General features: G+C 28.8%; 23 protein-coding genes and 1 pseudogene. 13 read left to right on the top strand and 11 right to left on the bottom strand.

Annotated elements, in window-relative coordinates; genetic code table 11:
- The first annotated feature begins 8 nt into the window (after nucleotides 1-8).
- The 3 genes from WAO56_RS03955 to WAO56_RS03945 all read left to right on the top strand — a co-directional run bounded on the left by WAO56_RS03955 (nucleotide 9) and on the right by WAO56_RS03945 (nucleotide 2,325).
- A complete protein-coding gene (locus WAO56_RS03955; RefSeq protein ID WP_422146284.1) occupies nucleotides 9-1,274 on the top strand; it encodes an NAD(P)/FAD-dependent oxidoreductase in 1,266 nt (421 codons plus the stop codon).
- Between the two features lies 1 nt (nucleotide 1,275).
- The gene (locus WAO56_RS03950; RefSeq protein ID WP_422143199.1) at nucleotides 1,276-1,635 is read left to right on the top strand and encodes a DUF1667 domain-containing protein; all 360 of its coding nucleotides are present in this window, start codon (nucleotides 1,276-1,278) and stop codon (nucleotides 1,633-1,635) included.
- Between the two features lie 147 nt (nucleotides 1,636-1,782).
- Complete coding sequence (locus WAO56_RS03945; protein ID WP_422143200.1) at nucleotides 1,783-2,325, top strand: hypothetical protein; 543 nt, start codon at nucleotides 1,783-1,785, stop codon at nucleotides 2,323-2,325.
- A 23-nt stretch (nucleotides 2,326-2,348) separates the two neighbouring features.
- On the opposite strand, the gene WAO56_RS03940 is transcribed toward WAO56_RS03945, so the two are convergent.
- Nucleotides 2,349-3,827 (bottom strand): DUF1846 domain-containing protein, encoded by a 1,479-nt coding sequence (locus WAO56_RS03940; RefSeq protein ID WP_422143201.1) that lies wholly within the window; start codon nucleotides 3,825-3,827, stop codon nucleotides 2,349-2,351.
- 144 nt (nucleotides 3,828-3,971) lie between these two features.
- Here WAO56_RS03940 and WAO56_RS03935 point away from each other — a divergent pair, with 144 nt between their 5' ends.
- Nucleotides 3,972-4,796 carry a GNAT family N-acetyltransferase gene (locus WAO56_RS03935; protein ID WP_422143202.1) on the top strand — a complete coding sequence of 275 codons (825 nt, stop codon included), beginning with the start codon at nucleotides 3,972-3,974 and terminating at the stop codon, nucleotides 4,794-4,796.
- A gap of 30 nt (nucleotides 4,797-4,826) precedes the next feature.
- Here the strand turns inward: WAO56_RS03935 and WAO56_RS03930 are convergent, their stop codons facing one another.
- Nucleotides 4,827-5,192, bottom strand: coding sequence for a helix-turn-helix domain-containing protein (locus tag WAO56_RS03930; protein WP_422143203.1), 366 nt, complete (start codon nucleotides 5,190-5,192; stop codon nucleotides 4,827-4,829).
- 241 nt (nucleotides 5,193-5,433) lie between these two features.
- Here WAO56_RS03930 and WAO56_RS03925 point away from each other — a divergent pair, with 241 nt between their 5' ends.
- The 3 genes from WAO56_RS03925 (at nucleotide 5,434) to WAO56_RS03915 (ending at nucleotide 7,522) form a co-directional block, all read left to right on the top strand.
- The gene (locus WAO56_RS03925; RefSeq protein WP_422143204.1) at nucleotides 5,434-6,243 is read left to right on the top strand and encodes a formate/nitrite transporter family protein; all 810 of its coding nucleotides are present in this window, start codon (nucleotides 5,434-5,436) and stop codon (nucleotides 6,241-6,243) included.
- A 101-nt stretch (nucleotides 6,244-6,344) separates the two neighbouring features.
- The gene (locus tag WAO56_RS03920; protein WP_422143205.1) at nucleotides 6,345-6,839 is read left to right on the top strand and encodes a GNAT family N-acetyltransferase; all 495 of its coding nucleotides are present in this window, start codon (nucleotides 6,345-6,347) and stop codon (nucleotides 6,837-6,839) included.
- A gap of 89 nt (nucleotides 6,840-6,928) precedes the next feature.
- Nucleotides 6,929-7,522 (top strand): pentapeptide repeat-containing protein, encoded by a 594-nt coding sequence (locus tag WAO56_RS03915; protein ID WP_422143207.1) that lies wholly within the window; start codon nucleotides 6,929-6,931, stop codon nucleotides 7,520-7,522.
- A gap of 44 nt (nucleotides 7,523-7,566) precedes the next feature.
- Here the strand turns inward: WAO56_RS03915 and WAO56_RS03910 are convergent, their stop codons facing one another.
- The 4 genes from WAO56_RS03910 to yajC all read right to left on the bottom strand — a co-directional run bounded on the left by WAO56_RS03910 (nucleotide 7,567) and on the right by yajC (nucleotide 10,384).
- The gene (locus WAO56_RS03910; protein WP_422143554.1) at nucleotides 7,567-8,601 is read right to left on the bottom strand and encodes a PTS system mannose/fructose/sorbose family transporter subunit IID; all 1,035 of its coding nucleotides are present in this window, start codon (nucleotides 8,599-8,601) and stop codon (nucleotides 7,567-7,569) included.
- Complete coding sequence (locus WAO56_RS03905) at nucleotides 8,591-9,391, bottom strand: PTS mannose/fructose/sorbose/N-acetylgalactosamine transporter subunit IIC (protein ID WP_422143553.1); 801 nt, start codon at nucleotides 9,389-9,391, stop codon at nucleotides 8,591-8,593. The genes WAO56_RS03910 and WAO56_RS03905 overlap by 11 nt, the downstream gene beginning before the upstream one ends.
- Nucleotides 9,392-9,425: 34 nt before the next feature.
- The gene (gene agaV / locus WAO56_RS03900; protein WP_422143552.1) at nucleotides 9,426-9,902 is read right to left on the bottom strand and encodes a PTS N-acetylgalactosamine transporter subunit IIB; all 477 of its coding nucleotides are present in this window, start codon (nucleotides 9,900-9,902) and stop codon (nucleotides 9,426-9,428) included.
- Between the two features lie 203 nt (nucleotides 9,903-10,105).
- Nucleotides 10,106-10,384, bottom strand: coding sequence for a preprotein translocase subunit YajC (yajC, locus tag WAO56_RS03895; protein ID WP_422143551.1), 279 nt, complete (start codon nucleotides 10,382-10,384; stop codon nucleotides 10,106-10,108).
- 101 nt (nucleotides 10,385-10,485) lie between these two features.
- Here yajC and WAO56_RS03890 point away from each other — a divergent pair, with 101 nt between their 5' ends.
- The 4 genes from WAO56_RS03890 to WAO56_RS03875 all read left to right on the top strand — a co-directional run bounded on the left by WAO56_RS03890 (nucleotide 10,486) and on the right by WAO56_RS03875 (nucleotide 15,073).
- Entirely contained in the window at nucleotides 10,486-11,157 is a 672-nt protein-coding gene (locus WAO56_RS03890; RefSeq protein WP_422143550.1) for a response regulator transcription factor, read from the top strand.
- Entirely contained in the window at nucleotides 11,154-12,134 is a 981-nt protein-coding gene (locus tag WAO56_RS03885) for a sensor histidine kinase (RefSeq protein ID WP_422143549.1), read from the top strand. Before WAO56_RS03890 ends, WAO56_RS03885 begins: the two co-directional genes overlap by 4 nt.
- 154 nt (nucleotides 12,135-12,288) lie before the next feature.
- Nucleotides 12,289-13,056 (top strand): ABC transporter ATP-binding protein, encoded by a 768-nt coding sequence (locus tag WAO56_RS03880; protein WP_422143548.1) that lies wholly within the window; start codon nucleotides 12,289-12,291, stop codon nucleotides 13,054-13,056.
- Nucleotides 13,049-15,073 (top strand): FtsX-like permease family protein, encoded by a 2,025-nt coding sequence (locus WAO56_RS03875; RefSeq protein WP_422143547.1) that lies wholly within the window; start codon nucleotides 13,049-13,051, stop codon nucleotides 15,071-15,073. Before WAO56_RS03880 ends, WAO56_RS03875 begins: the two co-directional genes overlap by 8 nt.
- A 230-nt stretch (nucleotides 15,074-15,303) precedes the next feature.
- Here the strand turns inward: WAO56_RS03875 and pdxS are convergent, their stop codons facing one another.
- Entirely contained in the window at nucleotides 15,304-16,170 is an 867-nt protein-coding gene (pdxS, locus tag WAO56_RS03870; RefSeq protein WP_422143546.1) for a pyridoxal 5'-phosphate synthase lyase subunit PdxS, read from the bottom strand.
- A 112-nt stretch (nucleotides 16,171-16,282) separates the two neighbouring features.
- Here pdxS and WAO56_RS03865 point away from each other — a divergent pair, with 112 nt between their 5' ends.
- On the top strand, nucleotides 16,283-16,987 hold the full coding sequence (locus WAO56_RS03865; protein WP_422143544.1) for a GntR family transcriptional regulator: 705 nt from the start codon (nucleotides 16,283-16,285) through the stop codon (nucleotides 16,985-16,987).
- Nucleotides 16,978-17,661 (top strand): PLP-dependent aminotransferase family protein, encoded by a 684-nt coding sequence (locus WAO56_RS03860; RefSeq protein ID WP_422143588.1) that lies wholly within the window; start codon nucleotides 16,978-16,980, stop codon nucleotides 17,659-17,661. The genes WAO56_RS03865 and WAO56_RS03860 overlap by 10 nt, the downstream gene beginning before the upstream one ends.
- A 22-nt stretch (nucleotides 17,662-17,683) precedes the next feature.
- Here WAO56_RS03860 and wecB read toward each other — a convergent pair whose 3' ends face one another.
- The 4 genes and pseudogenes from wecB to WAO56_RS03840 form a co-directional block, all read right to left on the bottom strand.
- A complete protein-coding gene (gene wecB / locus WAO56_RS03855; RefSeq protein ID WP_422143543.1) occupies nucleotides 17,684-18,745 on the bottom strand; it encodes a non-hydrolyzing UDP-N-acetylglucosamine 2-epimerase in 1,062 nt (353 codons plus the stop codon).
- 8 nt (nucleotides 18,746-18,753) lie between these two features.
- Entirely contained in the window at nucleotides 18,754-19,842 is a 1,089-nt protein-coding gene (locus WAO56_RS03850; protein ID WP_422143542.1) for a glycosyltransferase family 1 protein, read from the bottom strand.
- A gap of 328 nt (nucleotides 19,843-20,170) precedes the next feature.
- On the bottom strand, nucleotides 20,171-20,416 hold the full coding sequence (dltC, locus tag WAO56_RS03845) for a D-alanine--poly(phosphoribitol) ligase subunit DltC (RefSeq protein WP_422143541.1): 246 nt from the start codon (nucleotides 20,414-20,416) through the stop codon (nucleotides 20,171-20,173).
- 14 nt (nucleotides 20,417-20,430) lie between these two features.
- A pseudogene (locus tag WAO56_RS03840) lies at nucleotides 20,431-20,668 on the bottom strand (D-alanyl-lipoteichoic acid biosynthesis protein DltB); the annotation flags it as partial.

Raw genomic sequence — 20,668 nt, 5'->3', positions numbered from 1 at the left:
TGATAAAAATGAAAGAATACGATATTGTAGTAATTGGTGGAGGTCCAGCAGGTTTAGCTGCGGCTTACTCAGCAAAAGAAAATGGAATAGATAGTATTTTAATAATAGAAAGAGATAATATTCTTGGTGGAATCTTAAACCAATGTATCCATAATGGTTTTGGCTTACATGTATTTAAGGAAGAACTAACAGGCCCAGAATATGCAGAAAAATATGCTGATTTAGTAGAAGAAGAAAATATTGAATATATTTTAAATTCTATGGTTTTATCAGTTGATGAAAATAAAGTAGTAACAGTAATGAACGAAGAAGATGGTATATTTGAAATTCAAGCTAAGGCTGTAATTTTAGCTATGGGCTGTAGGGAAAGAACCCGTGGAGCAATTAATATTCCAGGTTACAGACCATCAGGAGTATTTTCTGCCGGAATGGTTCAACGTCTTATGAATATGGAAGGCTATATACCAGGAAAAGAAGTAGTAATATTCGGTTCAGGGGACATTGGACTAATAATGGCAAGAAGAATGGCTTTAGAAGGGGCAAAAGTTAAGGCCGTAGTTGAAAGAAAGCCATATTCCAGTGGATTACAAAGAAATATAGTACAATGCTTAGACGACTATGACATTCCTTTACTATACCAACATACTGTATCGAAAGTAGTTGGAAAGGACCGAATGGAAGGTGTAGTATTATCTAAAGTAGACGATAAAAAACAAGCTATACCTGGAACAGAAGAATTTGTTTCCTGTGACACCCTTTTACTATCTGTTGGATTAATACCGGAAAATGAAATATCCCGTGATTTAGGCGTTGAAATGAATCGTAAAACAAGTGGACCAATTGTTGGTGAAAACTTAATGACAAATATTGAAGGTGTTTTTGCCTGTGGTAATGTACTTCATGTTCATGACTTAGTTGACCATGTAACAATGGAGTCAAACATAGCAGGTAAAAAAGCTGCTGAATATATAAAAATGGACAAGGTAGATACATCTGGAAAGAAAATACAATTACTAGCAGAAAAAGGCGTTTCCTATGTAGTACCTGACCATATAAACCTTTCAACCTTAACTGATGATGTAACAGTAAGATTTAGAGTAACTGATGTTTATGAAGGTGCTTATATAGATGTAAACTTTGACGATGAATTAGCAATTCATAGAAAGAAACCCATCCTTGCACCAGGTGAAATGCAAGAAATTAAATTGAAAAAAGATTATATTCTAGAACATCAAAATACAGACAATATTACCTTTAAAGTAGAGGCGAAGTAAAATGGAAGAAAAAAATTTAATTTGTATAAGTTGTCCAATTGGTTGTCATATGACAGTAACTTTAGACAAGGACACAGTTTCTAAAGTTGAAGGAAACACTTGTAAAAGAGGAGCAGTTTATGCTGAAAAAGAAATAACAAATCCTACAAGATTTGTAACTTCAACAGTAAAAGTAAAAAACGGTCAAGTTGAAAGAGTTAGTGTTAAAACAGAATTAGATATACCTAAAGCTAAAATATTTGAGGTTATGAAGGAAATAAATAGTGTTGAAGTAGCTGCACCGGTAAAAATGGGTGACATAATAATAGAAAATGTAGCTGGTACAAATGTTAATATAATAGCTACAAGATCTGTGAACTAAAGTAGTACTCCAAGAAATTGGAGTACTTTTTATTGTAATAATAACTCTTCTCAAGTATTCCTTTCTCCTATTTGTTTTAAATCATATACAATCTTGCTGACTATAGTCTATACTTATAAATATACATAAGCTTAAGGAGGCTACATAATGGTAAAAAGTATAACAACAAATTTAGAGATTATTGAATCCTTACTCTATTTTTGGCAAGCTAGTAGTGAAGGAGAAAAAGTAGGGGAGTCTTATATAAAAAGCATTGTGGAATTTCCAGATATGAAATACTTGTATAACGATGAATTTAACGAAGAATCTGCAAGAAAAGTTCTTTCATCTATATCCAATAGAGAATTAATAAGTAACGGAAGTAAAACTGAAATGAGATATTGGAATAATAATATGTGGATGATGGAAGATTTGGTTTTTACAAATTTAATGATAAAACCAATTAAAACATTACACTCAGATAAATTCTTAGAAAAAATTAATAAAAATCCAAATAGTAGTAAATATGAAAATATTGAAATAGTATTTTTACCAGGACATTTTGACGAATATTATATTGATGAAAATAAATTAATAATAAACTTCTTTAAAGTAATAGTAGATATATTTGACGAAGATAAAATTACAATTGGTGGCGTAGATTTTGACGACTATATTGAAGAAAAATTAATAGAACTAATAGAAAAATAGAAAGCTTAAAAGCTTTCTATTTTTTAATAGTAAATTGGTTTATTTTCAAAAACAGCTTCAGAAGTTGCTTCAATAGATAGTTTTTTAAACAATTTAATATCTACCTCTGCTAACATAACAGAAATATGGGCTTGGCATCCCTTTAGTTTTGGAATTTGGTCTAAGGCCAGTTGGGCTACCGGGTTATCTGCTGCTGAAATAGACAGGGCAATTAGGGTTTCATCTATATGAAGTCTTGGATTTTTACCACCTAAATATTTAGTTTTTAACTTCTGAATAGGCTCTATTGCTTCCGGTGAAATTAAATGAATATCATCATCAATATTCGCAAGTTTCTTTAAGGCATTTAAAATTAAAGCTGCTGATGGACCTAATAAGTCCGAAGTTTTTCCTGTAATAATGCTACCGTCTGGAAGTTCTAATGCTGCAGCAGCCTTGCCAGTTTCCTCTGCTCTCTCTAAAGCTGCAGGAACAACAGGCCTATCATTTACATTAATATTTAAAGGTTTCATTAATAACTCTATTTTATATACAACAGACTCTAGGCAATTTCCTCTTGCTAGCTCGTTTAAGGTATTATAATAACGTCTAATAATCTCCTGCTTAGAAGCTTCCTGACATACCTTGTCATTACTAATACAATTGCCGGCCATATTAACACCCATATCCGTAGGGGATTTATACATACTTTCCCCGTAAATCATTTCAAACATAGCCGATAGTACAGGAAATATTTCCACATCCCTATTGTATGAAACAGCTGTTTCACCATAGGCCTCTAGATGAAAGGGGTCTATCATATTAATGTCGTTTAAATCTGCTGTTGCTGCTTCATAGGCTAAATTAATAGGATGTTTTAAAGGAATATTCCATATTGGAAAAGTTTCAAACTTAGCATAACCTGCCCTTATACCCCTTTTATTTTCATGATAAAGTTGGGAAAGACAAGTTGCCATTTTCCCACTTCCCGGTCCTGGTGCAGTTAAAACAACTAAAGGTTTAGTTGTTTCAATATATGTATTTTTCCCAAAGCCATCTTCACTAACAATATAGGGTATATTTTGAGGATAACCTTCAATTAAATAGTGGGTGTAAACCTTTATTCCTAAATTAATTAAATGGTTTTTAAATAAGTCGGCACTTTGTTGACCGGTATATTGGGTAATAACAACTGAGCCAACATATAGTCCACTATTTTTAAAAGCTTCAATAAGCCTTAAAACATCTGTATCATATGTTATTCCTAAATCCCCCCTAACCTTATTTTTTTCTATATCCTTAGCATTAATAGTAATAATAATTTCTATTTCTTCAGATAATTCCTTTAGCAATTTCAATTTACTATCCGGTTGAAATCCAGGTAAAACCCTTGAAGCATGGTAGTCGTCAAATAATTTCCCACCAAATTCCAAGTACAATTTATTATCAAATTGGTTTATTCTCTCTCTAATATGAGATGACTGTAAGTCTAAATATTTTTGGTTGTCAAATCCAATTTCCATCTTATAACTCCCTTATGTAAAATAAAATATATACCTATAGCATACTACAAAATATACTAGAATTTAAAGATATTTCTTAAAAACACTAAAAACTTTATTAATTTTAGTATAATATAAATATAGAACTGAAATAAGGAGAAAATCATGGATATAATTACTAGAACAATTACTGATTCAGACAGAGAAGAATGTATATATGTTGAAAAAGGTGCTATGCCTCATAATCGCTATATAAATGACGTTTGGAATATGTTCCTATATGAAACCGATGGTGATTTAATTGGTGCCTTTGTAGATGGAAAACTACAGGGGATGGGAAAATTAACTAGACTTTATCAAGATTATGGATGGCTTGAAACATTAAGAGTACATCCAGATTTTCAAAATATGGGTATTGGACAAAAAATTTATGACGCCTATTTTGAACATATAGCAAAATTAAATTTAAAATCTGTTGGTATGTACACTGAAATGTATAATAAAATCAGTAAACATCTAGCTGAAAAAAATGGATTTGAAGTAAAAGCAGAATATACAGAAATACTAAAGCCAATTAGAAATATAGATACAAATCCTACACAATTTAAATTGGTATCAAAGGAAAATGGTGAAGAATTTTTATCTCAATACTATGATTATATGGATGACTATCTAGTAATAAATAGAACATTTTATCCAGTTGATAAGGGTTTAGGAGAATTTTTAGCTAGCAAAAACTGGGTTTATACCGATAATAAGGAAAATGTTCTAATTGGTGGATATAGATTTCAGCCTGAAAAAGCTTTTCATATTCCCTTTATAAAAGGAGATATAGATAAAATTCTAGACTTTGCTAATTATTTAGGCTGTAAAGCAGGTAGTAAAAATTTATCTATGCTAAAGCCTGTAAATAGTACCTTAATAGACTTATATGTTAGAAAGGGCTTTTCCATAGACGATAATTATATGACCTTGTGGATAGACTTATAAAAAGAATGAAATTTAATATTTCATTCTTTTTTATTTACCTCCTTCATCTATACTCGTATCTACTTCCCTTAACATCTCCTCTAAAGTTAAATCAAAAAGATTTGCCAGTAGTATTAAATTACTCATAGTCGGTTCAGAATTTCCATTTTCCCATTTTGACACTGCCTGTCTACTTACTCCCAGTTTTTCTGCAATAAATTCCTGAGTCATTTTATTTTTAATACGATTTTCTTTAATTACCTCATTAAGTGGCTTTTTATCTATTGCTCTATTATCTTGAAAATATTTCGGTTTAATATATTTCTCAAAGAATTTCTTAAAAGATTTCTTAATTAAAAAAATAATTCCTACTATAATTCCTATAGAAATAATTAAAAAACCCATTGAACTTTGCATACCTTATACCTCCCTTTTTTATTTATAATAAGTCTATTATATTTAGCCAAAATAAGCTACCAACTATTAGGCAACTATAGGTTGCTTTCAGTTGCCCATGTTAAAACTTGCCCTTTACAGCAAAATAAAACAAATGTGACCAAGTTAACTGATAATATGTTTCAATTAGGGTAAAATATGTATATCTATAAGAAGTAGATTTTTATATAAAATATAAGAAAATAATTAAGGAGAATTTGTTATGAATTTCTATCAAGGAAATGAAACAATTGATATATTATCTAAAAAAGCAGAAGAAAAAAATAAAATGTCTTTTATTAGATTATTTTTACTAGGCATACTTGGTGGAGCCTTTATTGCCCTAGGATATTTAGCCTACTTGAGAATATTAGGTGCAATGCCAAAGGAATTAAATGGCTTAGGCTTGTTCTTAGGAGCCTCTATATTTCCTATTGGATTAATAGCCATATATTTAATGAACGCAGAGCTGGCAACAGGAAATACATTAACAATGACACTTGGATATTTAGACAAAAAAGTAAAAATATACCAGGTTCTTTATAACTGGTTGGTAATAGCCCTAAGTAATATTTTAGGAGCCCTACTAGTTGCTTATTTCTTTGGTCATATTGTTGGTTTAACAGAAGGAGCCTATTTAGAAACAACTCTTAATATAGCTAAGTCTAAAATAGAAGCCTCTACAATGTCAGCTTTAGTATCCGGCCTAGGTGGAAATATCTTTGTCTGTACTGCTGTTTGGATTGCAACATCAGCTAAAACATTAGCCGGAAAAATATTTGGACTATGGTTTCCTGTAATGATATTTATAGTTATTGGCTTACAACATGCAGTAGCCAATGCCTTTATAATACCTGCAGCAATATTTTCCGGTCAATCAACAATAACAGTTTTAGACTTTGTAACTAATTTCCTAGCTGTCTTTCTAGGAAATGTTCTTGGTGGAGCAGTAGTAGTTGCAATACCTGTGTTTATGTCAAATAGAAAATGTAATTCCTTAACTAGCTGTGAATTACCATATTCAGGGGACTAATATATATCATATTTTATTAAGTATTAACTACTATACTTACAAACATAGTAGTTAATACTTATAATTGAAATTTGCTATAATCTATATAAGGAGAAATACATATGACTATAAAACTACTAGCTTATACAAGAGAAAAGGCCCATGAATTTTATAAAAATTACATACAAGACCCTGCTATATTTACTTCCGATGAAAAATTTAAAACCTATGAATATAAAGCCTACCAAGTAGATGATTTTTTTAATAGTCATGTAGGACTAAAAAGCAGAAAATATTTTGCCATCGATTTAAATGGTAGAACCATAGGGGAAATCTCTTTAAAATTCATCAATAAAAAAGAAAAATCTGCCACCTTGTCCATTGCCTTAATAAATGACTCCGTTAAAGGATTAGGCTATGGAACAGAGGCAGAAAAACTAATTATTGAATACGGCTTTACTAAATTAGGCTTAGATATAATCTATGCCGATACAATTTTACGAAATACAAGAAGCCAACATGTACTGGAAAAAGTCGGCTTTAAATACATAAAAACAGATAAGGACTTAAAATATTATGAACTAAGAAAAGAGGATTGGTTAGAAGCTAAGGGTTAATAAACTAGTCATTAGTCTAGCTTAATTTAAAATTTAAATTTCTATTTACTGTATACTATATTATAAATCAAATAATTATAGGAGTAGTTATGAATGAAATAATAAAATTAATAGATGATGGATTAGTATCCTTTGAAAACTTTAATAATTTAGAAATTAGAAACTATGATTTTTCTAAAATAGAATTTGAAAATATAGAATTTAGAAATTGTATTTTTAATAACTGTAAATTTAATAAGGCTTATTTTTATCAAACAGAATTTTATAATTGTGACCTTTCCAATAGTGACTTTAAGGACTCTTACTTTAAAAATGTAAAAATCATAAGTTCCAAGGCTGTTGGTACAAATTTATATGATTCTATATTTAAAAATTTTTATATAGATGACTCTGTTTTCAAATTCTCTAATTTTTCAACTAGTTTATTTGAAGGCTCAAAACTGGAAAACACAGATTTTTCAGAGTCTATTTTTTCCAACTGTAAATTTAAAAAATCTAAAATAAAAGAGGTCAATTTAAAAAGAGCAGAAATATTTAAGGCAAAGTTAACTAACTTAGACTTTTCCGACTCAAATATTGAGCAGTTAAGAATTTCTGAAGATTTAAGTGAATTTAAGGGAAGTAAAATAAATTCTTTTCAAGCAGTAGAATTAATTAGTTTACTAGGAATTAAAGTAATTTAAAAAAAGTGGCTAAAGGCTCCTTTTTTATTTTGTTTATTAATCTCCTATACTTGCCAAATTATTGGTAAGCCAAGAGCTGTTGGAATTATAGTTCCTGCTAAACCTAATATTAATAATAATACTATAGATTTAATAGGTGTAAATTGTTTTTTAACCATTAATAGGTAGATTCCTAAAGTTATAAGTAATGGTAATAGTTGTGGTAAAACAGTATCTAAAACTCCTTGAATATCAACTTCAACAGGTTGTTCTTCGTATCTGTTAAAAGTAATTTCAGATCTATCATTATCTAGTTCTACTATAGTAGCTCCATCTGCTAAATCTTCTGTAATATTACCATCTTCATCTTTTGCATATAGATAATCCTCATATTGAGGTATTTCAGCATTTTCAACAATTGTTGTTATAGGAATAGCAGCGTTTGTTGTACCATTAGGTACTTTAATATTAAGGTTTGCACCACCATAGACTGCTATTAATGAACCTACTACGAAAACTCCAAGTATTGAAGCTGCTCTTGTAAATTCCTTAGCATTTTGGGTTAAAATGTCAATTGCACTTGTACCCATTTTATAGGACCAATGCATTAAGAAATACCTTATTGCAAATTGGGCAATATTAAAAATCAACAGGAAGAGTATTGGTGCTGCAATACTTCCCTCTATAGCCATGTTAGAAGTAATTCCTGCAGTTATAGGAACAAGGGTTAGCCAGAATAAAGCATCTCCTATACCTCCTAAAGGTCCCATTGCTGCAACTCTAACGGCACGAATAGTTGGAATATCTGCTTTGTTTTGCTCTAGTGATAGTACAATACCCATAACTAACGTAACTAAGAATGGATGTGTATTAAAGAACTCCAAGTTATGTGACATTGATGCTGCTAAGTCATCTTTATTAGTATGAATCTTCTCTAAGCCAGGAAGTATTCCCCATAACCATCCACCGGCCTGCATTCTTTCATAGTTGAAAGAAGCTTGTAGAAATAGTGATCTCCATGCCATTTTATTTAATGTTTTTTTGTCTAACTGTGCAGCAGGAGTTTGATCTTTATAATTATCTGGAATATTATATGCCATCTTCGTCACCTCCTGAGCTATCTACAGTAATATTTTTAAATTTTGTTTGAGTTTGATAATCCCAAAACGCAAGCATGAAGCCGATTAATGCTAATAGGATTAATGCAGGGCTAGCTAAAGATTCTATAGATACTACTATAATTGCTAAAGCAAAGCCTCCAAGGAAGAATCCCCATAAATCTTTTGACATCATTACTTTAAGTAATACTGCAAATCCGACGAATTTCATCATTCCACCAGCAGCTGTTAAACCATTTTGAACTGCATTGTACCACACGTTATCACTAAGAGCTTGAATTTGTGCAGCTAATGCATTACCACCAATTAAGAATAAAATACCAATAATTCCAAAAGCGGTTCCTAAAAGAGCCATTGCTAGAACATTGATTTTTGTAATGCCCTTTGTATCTGCATTATGAGCATATTCATCAGCCTTAGTCATCATTGGTGACATTAGAGTAAATATTAATGTAACTGCTGACTGTCCTAGAATTGCAAAAGGTATAGCTGCTGCTACTGCAGCTTTTGGTTCTAATCCAACTGAAATTGCTAATATTGTAGCCATAATACCACCAATAACGGCGTTAGGTGGTTGTGCTCCACCAATAGGCATATTACCAATTGTCATTAGTTGGTAAAAACCACCAACAACAAGTCCTGTCTTCATGTCTCCTAAAATAGCACCTATAACTGGTCCCATAACAATAGGTTGATATAGTGATTCTAGGAAACTGAATTGGTCTATAGCTGCTATAAAAGTAACTATAAATACCAATATAATTTGAATCATACTTTCCTCCTTTTTAAAAATTTATACTTAACTATTATTTAAATAGTTTGTCCACATCTTCGGAAGATTCAGTAGGAACTCTTCTTATTTCAAGTTCTATTCCCTTATCTTTTAATTTTTTAAAGGCTTCAACATCATCATCATCAACAGCAACAACTTTAGCAACTTGACGTTTTCCTTCAGCCATATGCATATTACCTATATTTACTTTCTTAATAGGAACTCCACCTTCAACAAGTTTTAAAACATCTTGTGGTGTTTCAGCTATAATAAATATTTTTTGTCTTTCAGCTGCTTTGTGAATGATATCGATTGTCTTTTGGATTGTAAAATATCTTGTTGCTACACCTGTTGGTGCTGCCATGTCCATAAGACTTTGTCTCATTTTATCTCCGGCAACTTTATCGTTTGCAACTAATAATAAATTTGCTCCTATAGAGTTTGTCCATTGTGTTGCTACTTGACCATGAATAAGTCTGTTATCAATTCTAGTTAATACAATATTTGCCATAATAATTCCTCCTAAAATAAACTTATAATAATATTATTGCTTATCTCTTACTTCTATTATACCCCAAAAACATTGGAAAATAGCGGTTCTTTTTCGAAAAGTAACAAAAAAACTTTTTTTAGAATATAAAAGTTGAGTTTTTAGAGCTTTAGTTTTTCAAGATTTTTTAAAATTTTTTACATTGGCTAACTGGTATCTAAATTTTACTTAATAATTTCTGAAACTGCATATCTACTGACTTTAAGAATAGCACCAGATTTTATTTCTATATCTAAATAATCATCTTGTATTCTTTTCACCTTGCCATAAATACCATTGGAAAAAATTACTTCTGAACCAACAGAAATACTTTTATGTAGGTCTTCAAAATATTTTCTTCTTTTTTTTACAGATCTGTAATTAAAAATAGAATAGACAAGTAGAACTAGGATAATTAAGATTATTAGTGCAATAGATGCACCTAGAACATAATTCCAAATCAAATCAACTTCCCTCCTTTTAAATGACTTCAAATAGATAATACCCTATAATAGTATATAATTATCATAGCATTAAAAAAACTATTTATAAAAAAGGTGAAAATATGAAAAAAATATTTATAATAGAAGACGAATTAGCCATAGCTACTGAACTTGAAGAACAGTTAAAAAACTGGGGTTATAATGCTAAAAAAGTCGAAAATTTTGAAAAGGTTATTGAAGAATTTAAAGAATATAATCCTGACTTAGTATTAATGGATATAAAGTTACCGTTTTTAAATGGTTTTATATGGTGTGAAAGAATTAGAGAGTTTTCAAAAACACCAATTATATTTTTAACATCTGCATCGGATAGTTTAAATTTAATAACTGCAATAAATCATGGAGGGGACGATTTTATTTCTAAACCTTTTGAAATACAGGTTTTAATTGCAAAAATTAAGGCATTATTAAGGCGTACTTATGAATTTGAATTAAGTAATTCCCTATTAGAATACAAGGGAGTAATATTAGATACAGACAATATGACTATAAAGTACAGGGATAAAACAGAGTCTTTAACAAAGAATGAATTTTTAATTTTAGAAATTCTAATGGAAAATATAAATAAGGTAATTTCACGAAATAGAATTATGGATAAGTTGTGGAATACAGATAGCTTTATAGATGATAACACCTTAACAGTGAATATTAATAGACTTAGAAAAAAATTGGAATTAATAGGAATAAAGGATTTAATAAAAACTAAAAAGGGAATGGGTTACATAATTCAATGAAAAAATTTATAGAGGCAAATAAATCATATTTTTTAAGTAGTATTGTATTTACTCTTGTATTTTTGTTAATACTTTTTATATATAGGCTGGACCTAGTAATATCCATTTATGGAATTGTCTTGTATTATGCAATTTCCCTTCCAATAGTTGTCTACAGGTATAGTAAATATAATTTAGTTATAAAAACCTTAAATAATTTAAAAGATAATAGCTTTGAAGAGGATTATAATAATATTAAATTTGAAAATAATCAGCTAGAAAGAAGTTACTATAATCTATATTTAAATAGAAATAAACAGTTATTAGAAGAAAAAGAAAGAAATAATAAATTATACAAGGAGCAAAATGAATATTTAACAATGTGGGTTCATCAAGTTAAAACTCCTATTTCGACAATATCTTTAATTTCAGAAAGAGAAGAAAATAATGAGGTAAAAATGGAGTTGTTAAGGATAAATGAATACATTGACCAGATGATTAACTATATGAAATTTGAAAATTTAAGTCAAGACTATGTATTTAGGAACGTTTCGTTAAAAAAGATAATAAACAATTCAATAAAAAAATATAAATTATTATTTTTTAAAAAGAAATTATTTGTAGATGTTAATATTGACGAAGTAGATATTTTAACTGATGAAAAATGGTTGTCCTATGTTATTCAACAGATAATTTTTAATGGAATAAAATATACTGAAAAGGGTGGAATTAAAATTTATAATGAAGAAAATAATCCCTATATACTTCATATAAAGGATACAGGTATAGGAATACCTGAAAATGATTTACAAAATATAACTAAGTGGGGTTATACAGGGGAAAATGGTCGATTAGATAAAAATTCAACAGGAATTGGACTTTATTTAGTTGACAAAGTATTAAATAAGTTTAAGTATAGTTATAAAATCCATTCAGAAGTAGGTAAAGGAACGGATTTCATTATTAATTTAAAGAGAAGGGAAATAATAAAAAACTAGTAAAAATCTCAAATTATATTTGAGGTTTTTTTCTTTGTTAATAAGCAAAGTGACAAAATGTAAGATTAAAGTAAATTCTGTAAGCTAGAGCTAAGGCAAGGATATAGGAAATAATTTAAAATATAGTTAATAAGTTAAGAAAAGAGGAAAAAATATGAAAATATTGGAAATTAATAATTTAAGAAAAATATATAAAACAAAACTTAGCTCTACAACAGTAGAAGCCTTGAAGGACATAAATTTCTCTGTAGAAAAAGGTGAATTTATTGCAATAATGGGGGAATCCGGTTCTGGTAAATCTACCTTATTAAACTTAATAGCTACTATAGACAGTCCTACATCAGGGAAAATTGTATTAGATGGAAAAAATATTTCCCTAAGTACAGAAAGTGAAATGGCAATATTTAGAAGGGAAAATCTTGGCTTTGTTTACCAGGAGTTTAATCTTTTAAATTCCCTAAACAATAGGGACAATATTTTACTACCATTGGTTTTAGCAGATGAAAAAGTAAAGGTAATGGAAGAAAAATTAAAACCAATAGCAAAAGCCTTAAACATTGAAAATATAATAAACAAATACCCTTATGAAATATCGGGAGGACAAAAGCAAAGAGTAGCAGTAGCCAGGGCTATAATAACAAAGCCAAAACTACTTCTTGCAGATGAACCAACAGGAGCCTTAGACTCTAATTCAAGTATGGAGTTATTAAACTTATTTGAACAAATAAATAAAACAGGTCAGACTATTTTAATGGTTACTCACTCAGCAATGGCAGCAAGTAGAGCCAGTAGGGTTTTATTTATTAAAGATGGAGTAATTTATTATGATATTTATAAAGCTAGCCTAAACAACGAGGAAATGTATAACAAAATAGTTAAAACACAAATGATGCTTTTAGCAGGTGGTGAGAGTATTGAATAGAATTTATAGGAAGTTCGCAATACAAAATATTAAGAATAATAAAACCTTATATATTCCATATATAATTACTTCTTCAATAACTATATTTATGTTCTATATTTTCCTTGCAATTCAAAATAATCAAGATATTTTACAATCCCGTGGTGGAGCCTATATAAAAATGGTATTGGATCTTGGAACCTATATAATTGGAATTTTTTCTGTAATCTTTCTAATATATACAAATAAATTCCTTGTAAGAAATAGGGACAGAGAACTGGGACTTATAAATATGCTAGGAGTGGACAAAAAAGGTATATCTAAAATAATGATATACGAAAATGTAATTTTAACAATAATAAACTTAGTTATAGGAATATTTTCAAGTCTAATTTTTAGTACAGCTATATTTTTGTTAATATCAAGATTTATGTCCTTGAAGATAACAGAATATATCTATATTGATTTTGAAAGTATTGTAAAAACCATTCTTGTATACCTAGTAATTTTTTTAGTAGTTTTAATTGGAAATATTATCAGAGTAAGAAAACTTAAACCCTTGGAATTATTAAAAGAATCGGAAAAAGGGGAGAAGGAGCCTAAGGCTAACATAATTTTAACAATTATTGGAATAGGTTGCATGGTAACAGGTTATGTATTGGCTCAAAATACAAAAAACGTAATGGATGCTATAGTGTTTTTTTTCATAGCTGTAATTTTAGTAATAATTGGAACCTACCTTCTTTTTACAACTGTAAGTATAGCAATACTTAAAATTTTAAAAAGAAATAAAAAAACATATTATAAATCTAAGAATATGACCTTTATTTCGTCTATGTTGTTTAGAATGAAACAAAATGGAGTAAGTCTTGCCAATATTTGTATAATTAGCACAATGGTTTTAGTAATGTTGGTAACAACAACCGCACTTTTTATTGGAGGAGAAGATGTAATAAATTCATTCTATCCTTCAGATGTAGATATTAGATATGATGAAATAGACGAAGAGAAAGAGAAAATTGTAGAAGAAATAGTTAAGAAGAATACGGAAAACAAAAAAGTAGAAATAAAGGATTATTATAATATTTCCCAATATGATATTACTACTGTAAAAACAGGAAGTGGAAATTTCAAAAAAACAAATGATGGAAATTTTAGTGATATAAGAAATTTACAATTATTTAGCATATATGATTTAGAGGATTATAATAAAATAACAGGAGAAAAAATAGATTTAAAGGATAATGAAATACTTTTATATCAAAATAAGGAAAATGACTTAGACAACTTTAAAATTGACAATGTTAATTTTAAGGTAAAGGAAAATATAAGGGAAATTGATGACCATTTTAAGAAAAGGGAAATGTCAACTTTTTCAATAGCAACTATAATAGTAAAGGATAAGGAAAAAGTCTATGAAGAAACAAGGAAGGACTTAAACTTAAATAACGAAAAAGAAAAACTAATGGTTATGGGAACATCAACAATATATTTTAATATCTCAGGAGATAAGGAAGAAATAAAATCAGCTATAGCCAATATTGATAGGGATTTATATGAAAAATATGGCCTAGATGAAGATGGCTTTAGAGTATTTAACCTAGATAATAAATTTAAAGGTGAAGAAAGCTTTAAGGGAATGCATACCGGTATATATTTAGTGACCATATTACTTTCATTGGTATTTATAGTAGCTATGATTATGATAATTTACTATAAACAAATATCAGAAGGATTAGAAGATACAAAAAATATAGGAATTTTAAATAAAATAGGAATGAGTAAGAAGGAAATAAAAAGAAATATTGGAAAACAAACAAGAGCTATTTTCTTTACACCATTAATAATTTCCATAGTTCACCTAATTGGAGCAACTAATTTAATATATAATTTAATGAATGTTATTTTAGTAGCCAATAAGGAAGTTTTTATAAAAGCGGAAATAATAACTGTAGTAGTATATGTAGTCTTTTATATCGTAGTATATAAATTTTCATCAATAGCATATTATAGCGTTATTAATAAAAATAATAAATAATAAAAAATCAGCCTTTTTCCAAGTGACCTAGATAAGTGAGAATAAATAAAAAGCACCTTGTATTGAATTTTATTGTAAAATAGAATCAATCAGAGGTGCTTTTTGTATGAAAAGAATTATGCATAGTTAAAAAACTAAAATGAAAGCTGTGGAATTATAGATGATTTTTTTAGGGATTGTAAATAGTTTTGTTTTTATTTTAGGACTATAAAAAGTTTAGATGGCTTTATTTAAATCCCTCTTTCAGACATTTTTACTTGAATTTCATTTGAATTAATTCCAACCATAGCTTCTCCTAAATCTTCGGACAATTCAGCAATTATCTCAGGGTTTTTATAGTTTTTCACAGCTTCAACAATAGCCTTTGCTCGTTTTACAGCATTTCCGGATTTAAATATACCGGAACCTACAAAAATCCCTTGAGCCCCTAATTTCATCATTAAAACTGCATCAGCAGGCGTTGCTATTCCACCGGCTGAAAAATTCACTACCGGTAATTTTTTATTATCGTGCACATACTTTAAGACTTCATAAGAAACTTGCAAATTTTTAGCTTCTGTAAATAATTCGTCCTCATTCATAAAAGATACTATTTTTATCTGTCTATTAATTTCACGCATATGGGTTACTGCTTGGACAATATCACCAGTTCCAGGCTCTCCTTTTGTTCTTATCATTGAAGCACCTTCTGTTATTCTTCTTAAGGCTTCTCCTAAATTTTTAGCACCACAGACAAAAGGTGTTTTAAATTTATTTTTATTTATATGATTTTCGTTGTCAGCAGGGGAAAGTACTTCACTTTCGTCAATACAGTTAATATTTAATGCTTCAAGAATTTCCGCTTCTACAAAATGACCAATTCTTACCTTTGCCATTACCGGTATATTTACTGCAGATACAATTTCCTTTATCATTTTAGGGTCACTCATTCTAGCAACTCCACCTTCAAGTCTAATATCAGCCGGAATTTTTTCTAAGGCCATTACAGCACAAGCACCGGCTTCTTCAGCGATTTTTGCCTGTTCAGGACTTGTAACATCCATAATTACTCCACCAATTAAACTATTAGTAAATTCTGTTTTTAAATTTTGATTCATTATTAACCTCCAATTAATTTATATTGTTATAACAATATATTTATGATAACGTTATACTGATACCATAACAAGAGCCAGAAAAGAAAAATTAATAGTACCAGTGGAGGTAATTATGATTTATATAGATAAAAATTCAAAAGAACCCTATTATTTACAGATTTATAATAATATATTAAATGATATATTATCGGGAAAAATTGTATCTGGAACTAAATTAATGGGCAGTAGGACTCTTTCAGAAAAGCTAGAAGTAAGTAGAAATACTGTAAATTCTGCCTATGCCCAATTGGCTGCAGAAGGTTATATAGAGTCTAAGAAAGGAGCTAATTTTGAAGTTTTAAATATACCCAAAATTAACAAGGCTACAAAAAAGTATTTTAAAGAAGATAAAAATAAAAATAAAACTAAAGTAAAAAACAATAATATAGTTTTCGATTTACATTTTTCAAATAATTTATTTCCAAAAGCAAAATGGAGAAAGTATTCTTTAGAGGCTTTAAATAATTATGAAGAGGTGTGTAATTCAAAAAATGAAAAGGGAAGTATTTTTTTAAGAAATGAGTTAAGAAAATATTTGTATGAATCAAGAGGGGTAAACTGTAATGAAAATCAGATTATTATTACTAACGGACTACAGGATTCTTTACAGTTAATTGTTAATTTACTAGAACTAAACAATAGTACTGTAGCTGTAGAAGAACCCTGCTACCATGATGCATATTCAATTTTTGCAGAAAACTCCAATATAGAAAAAATTTCTATAGATAAAGAGGGGATAAAAATACCAGGGGAAGTTACTTTTAAAAAATTAAAGTAATTTATACTACACCGTCCCATCAATTTCCTACTGGAATAGTTATGTCTATAAAAAGACGTTACGAGCTTTTAAAATGGGCTGAAAATAATAATTCATATATTATTGAAGATGATTATGATAGTGAATTTACCTACTATACTAAACCAATTCCATCGTTACAATCCATTGATGAAAATAGTAGGGTAATATATTTAGGAACTTTTTCAAAATCCATTTCTCCGGCTATTAGGATGGGATACATAATTTTACCTAAATATATTCTTGAGAAATATGAAAATAGGATAAATAAATATACTTGTTCTGTTTCTTTAATAGATCAGTATATTGTTGGAAGATTTATTGAATCCGGTGATTATAAAAGACATATTAGAAAATTATGTGTTAGTTTTAAGAAAAACCACGACTTATTTGTAAAGGAATTAAGTAAGTTTAACAGTGAAATTAAAATACGTAAATCAGGAGCAGGAATATGGATTTTATTGGAATTTCCTAAGGAGAAAAGCTATGAAGAAATTTTGAATTCTGCCGAGAAGCAAGGAGTTAAAGTCTATACTTCCAAAGGAAATTGGCATCAGGAAGATAATACTAGTAAATTAATCTTGCTTGGACTTGCCCATATTAAATACAAGGATATAGAAAACTGTATTGAAAGGCTGAAAAAAGCTTGGACTTAAAAAGGAATGAGAAACTCATTCCTTAATTGTTGTCATGTAATATTTTTATTATTTGTTTTGCAGAATCACCATTACCATAAATTCCCTTTTCGAATTTTGTATTGTTGTTTTCCATTATTTTTTCGTATATTTCATTAGGTTCTGCAAGTAGGTTAATTCCCTTGTCGGTTAATTCCCTCCAAGAGGTGTCAGGCATTACAACAACACCTTCTTTATTTGCAAAGTAACTTTCCTTTTGGAAACCACCACTATCTGTTAAAGCTTTTTTACAGTTCTGTACAAGTCCCATTAAATTCAAATAATCTATTGGATCTAAAACTTTCAAATCCCTTATATATTTTTCTAAATTATTTGTTTTTATTCTAGCAGCAGTTCTTGGATGAATAGGCCAAACTACTGGTGTTTCACTATTAACCATAGCAACTTGCTCTAAAATTGTCTGTAATTTTTTAGGGTCGTCTACATTAAAGTCCCTATGTAGTGTCATAACGATATAGTTATTTGCTTCTAGGTTTAGCTTTTCAATTAAAGAATTATCAAAATAAGGTATCATTTCTAGATAGATATCGTACATTACATCACCGGTAAAGAACACATTGTTTTTAATGCCTTCTCCCTCTAAATTCTTTAGTCCGTAATCACTAGGAACAAATAAATAATCGGAGATTCTGTCGGTTATGACCCTGTTTATTTCTTCAGGCATATCCTTAGGCTCTTGTCTAAGTCCTGCTTCAATATGGGCAACTTTTATTTTCAATTTTGATGCAGCTATGGCACCAGCTAATGTAGAATTTGTATCACCATAAAGTATAACTACATCTGGTTTTTCCTTTATCATAATCTTTTCAATTTCAATTAGCATATTACCAGTCATTTGACCATGGGAGGAACCGTTAATACCTAAATTGTAATCAGGTTTCTTCATGTTTAAAACTTGAAAGAAAATATCGGACATATTTTCATCATAATGTTGTCCTGTGTGAACAACTATTTCTTCAATATCGTCATATTTGTTTATTTCCTTTTGTATTATAGCTTCTTTTACAAATTGTGGTCTAGCACCAATTATAGATAGTATTTTCATATTCTCTCCTAACTTAAATCTTTAGCAACTTTTCTAGCTCTAGCTTCCCAAGTATTTTCCTCTAGAGCCATGTTGAAGTTGGGGATTAAATCTGTTAATTTATTTTTATTTTTATATATATGAATTAATTTATCTTTTAATAAATCTTCATTATAGTCTACTGTAAAGCCTATTTTATATTTTTCAATTATTCTAGAGGTAGCAGTTTTTTTTACTGATATTATTGGTTTTTTAAACTTTATATACTCAAATAGTTTTACAGGAATAGCAAAGTTCCAATATTTTTTAGGCTCAGCAAAAAGTAATGCTATATCAGATTCCTCTAAAAAAACGTCGTATTCTCCAGGACCACCGTTAATTACATTAATTCTATCAGTCATGTATTTTTTATATATTTCCTTTTGATTATTCCATTCACTTTCTCTTGTGCATAATGTAAAATGTATAAAATCTAAATCGAATATTACTTTAAAAAATAACTCCAAATTATATAAATCACCTAGGCCACCAACATAAAATATATTTAAAAACTCATTTTTAGGAGAATAATTATATATCTTCTCTTCATCTAGGGCTGGAGGAAGATTTTGTATATTACTTCCCAAACTAATTGGTAGATAATCATTCATTTTTTTATCAGGCATATATATAATATCAATATACTTTTTGTATTTTTTTAAATCGTATTTATAGAAAAAAGTAGATATTAACTGTTTGGGTTTTGATACCGTGTTTTTATATTGCTCAAAAAGCCAGTGAGTATCCCTATAGAATAACCCTATCTTTACACCATGATTTTTTAAAAACTTAAAAAACCCAAAATCCAAAAAGGGGTGTGTTGGTAGATGATTTTTTTCTGTTAGCAAAGTTGGCATTGTTGAACTTTCACTGTAACAGAAATCATAAATAACACCGTTTAAAATATTGTCTTTTATTTTATCAATTGCTTCTTCTCTTTGTGCAGCATATCCCATAATTACATCAACATCATAACCTATTTTTTTAAAGGCATCTAGCATTTTAAACGGTCTTATATGTGAACCACTATGCCTATTTTTATCTACATAATAGGGGATATGATAAATCATTCTTTTCATATTATTAAGCCCTTTATTTGTTTTTATATATAGATTAACCATCAACTATATATTGTAGCATATTTTACAATTGATGGTTAATATTTAGGGTTTAAAAGTTTTCATATATAAAGTCTATTTTTGTGTTTTTCAAATTTATTAATATTATAAAAATCAATAATATAATTAAGGTATTTTTAAATATAATAAAAAAAGTGTTTTCGTTTAATTTATTTAAAATATCTTGCCATTTTTTCATTAATTTTTAACCAACCTTTCCAATATGAATATTTAATATTATAAAAAACATTTTATATTAAATAAAAATTATTGTTGGTAGATGATATAATTATTCATCTTCATTTTTATTTTTTAAATATTGTATAAAATTATTAACTGTTGCAATATCATCTCTTTCAAAGTCAGTAGGTTGTAATACTAAGCCTATTTTTTCTTCTATTAATAATATTATACTTATAGTTGAAAGAGAGTCTATTAAACCGGCTTCAAAGAGATCTAAGTCCATATTTTCTTTTATTTCGTCAGTATCTGCTATTTCTTCCATAATTTCTAAAGCTATTTTTTCGTAATCCATATTTTCCTCCTAAATTATTTAAACAAGTACCCTGAGAATAATAGCATACCAAAAGCTATAAATTGGAAACATACTATTATACTTATTGGAGTATATAATTTTTTTGTTTTAAAATTCTTGTATATTTTTGAACTTAGGTAAATGTCGGTTATTACTAATAATATACCTTGGTAGAGACCGTAAAGTATATAATGTAGTTCAAAACCGTGCCAAATACCCATTGTTCCCATGGTAATTAAAAAGGCTACTCTT

This window comes from Miniphocaeibacter sp. (assembly GCF_049276255.1).
Taxonomy (GTDB): Bacteria; Bacillota; Clostridia; order Tissierellales; family Peptoniphilaceae; genus Miniphocaeibacter.
Note: the sequence above shows the minus strand (reverse complement) of the source record. Positions and strands in the feature narration are given on the sequence as shown.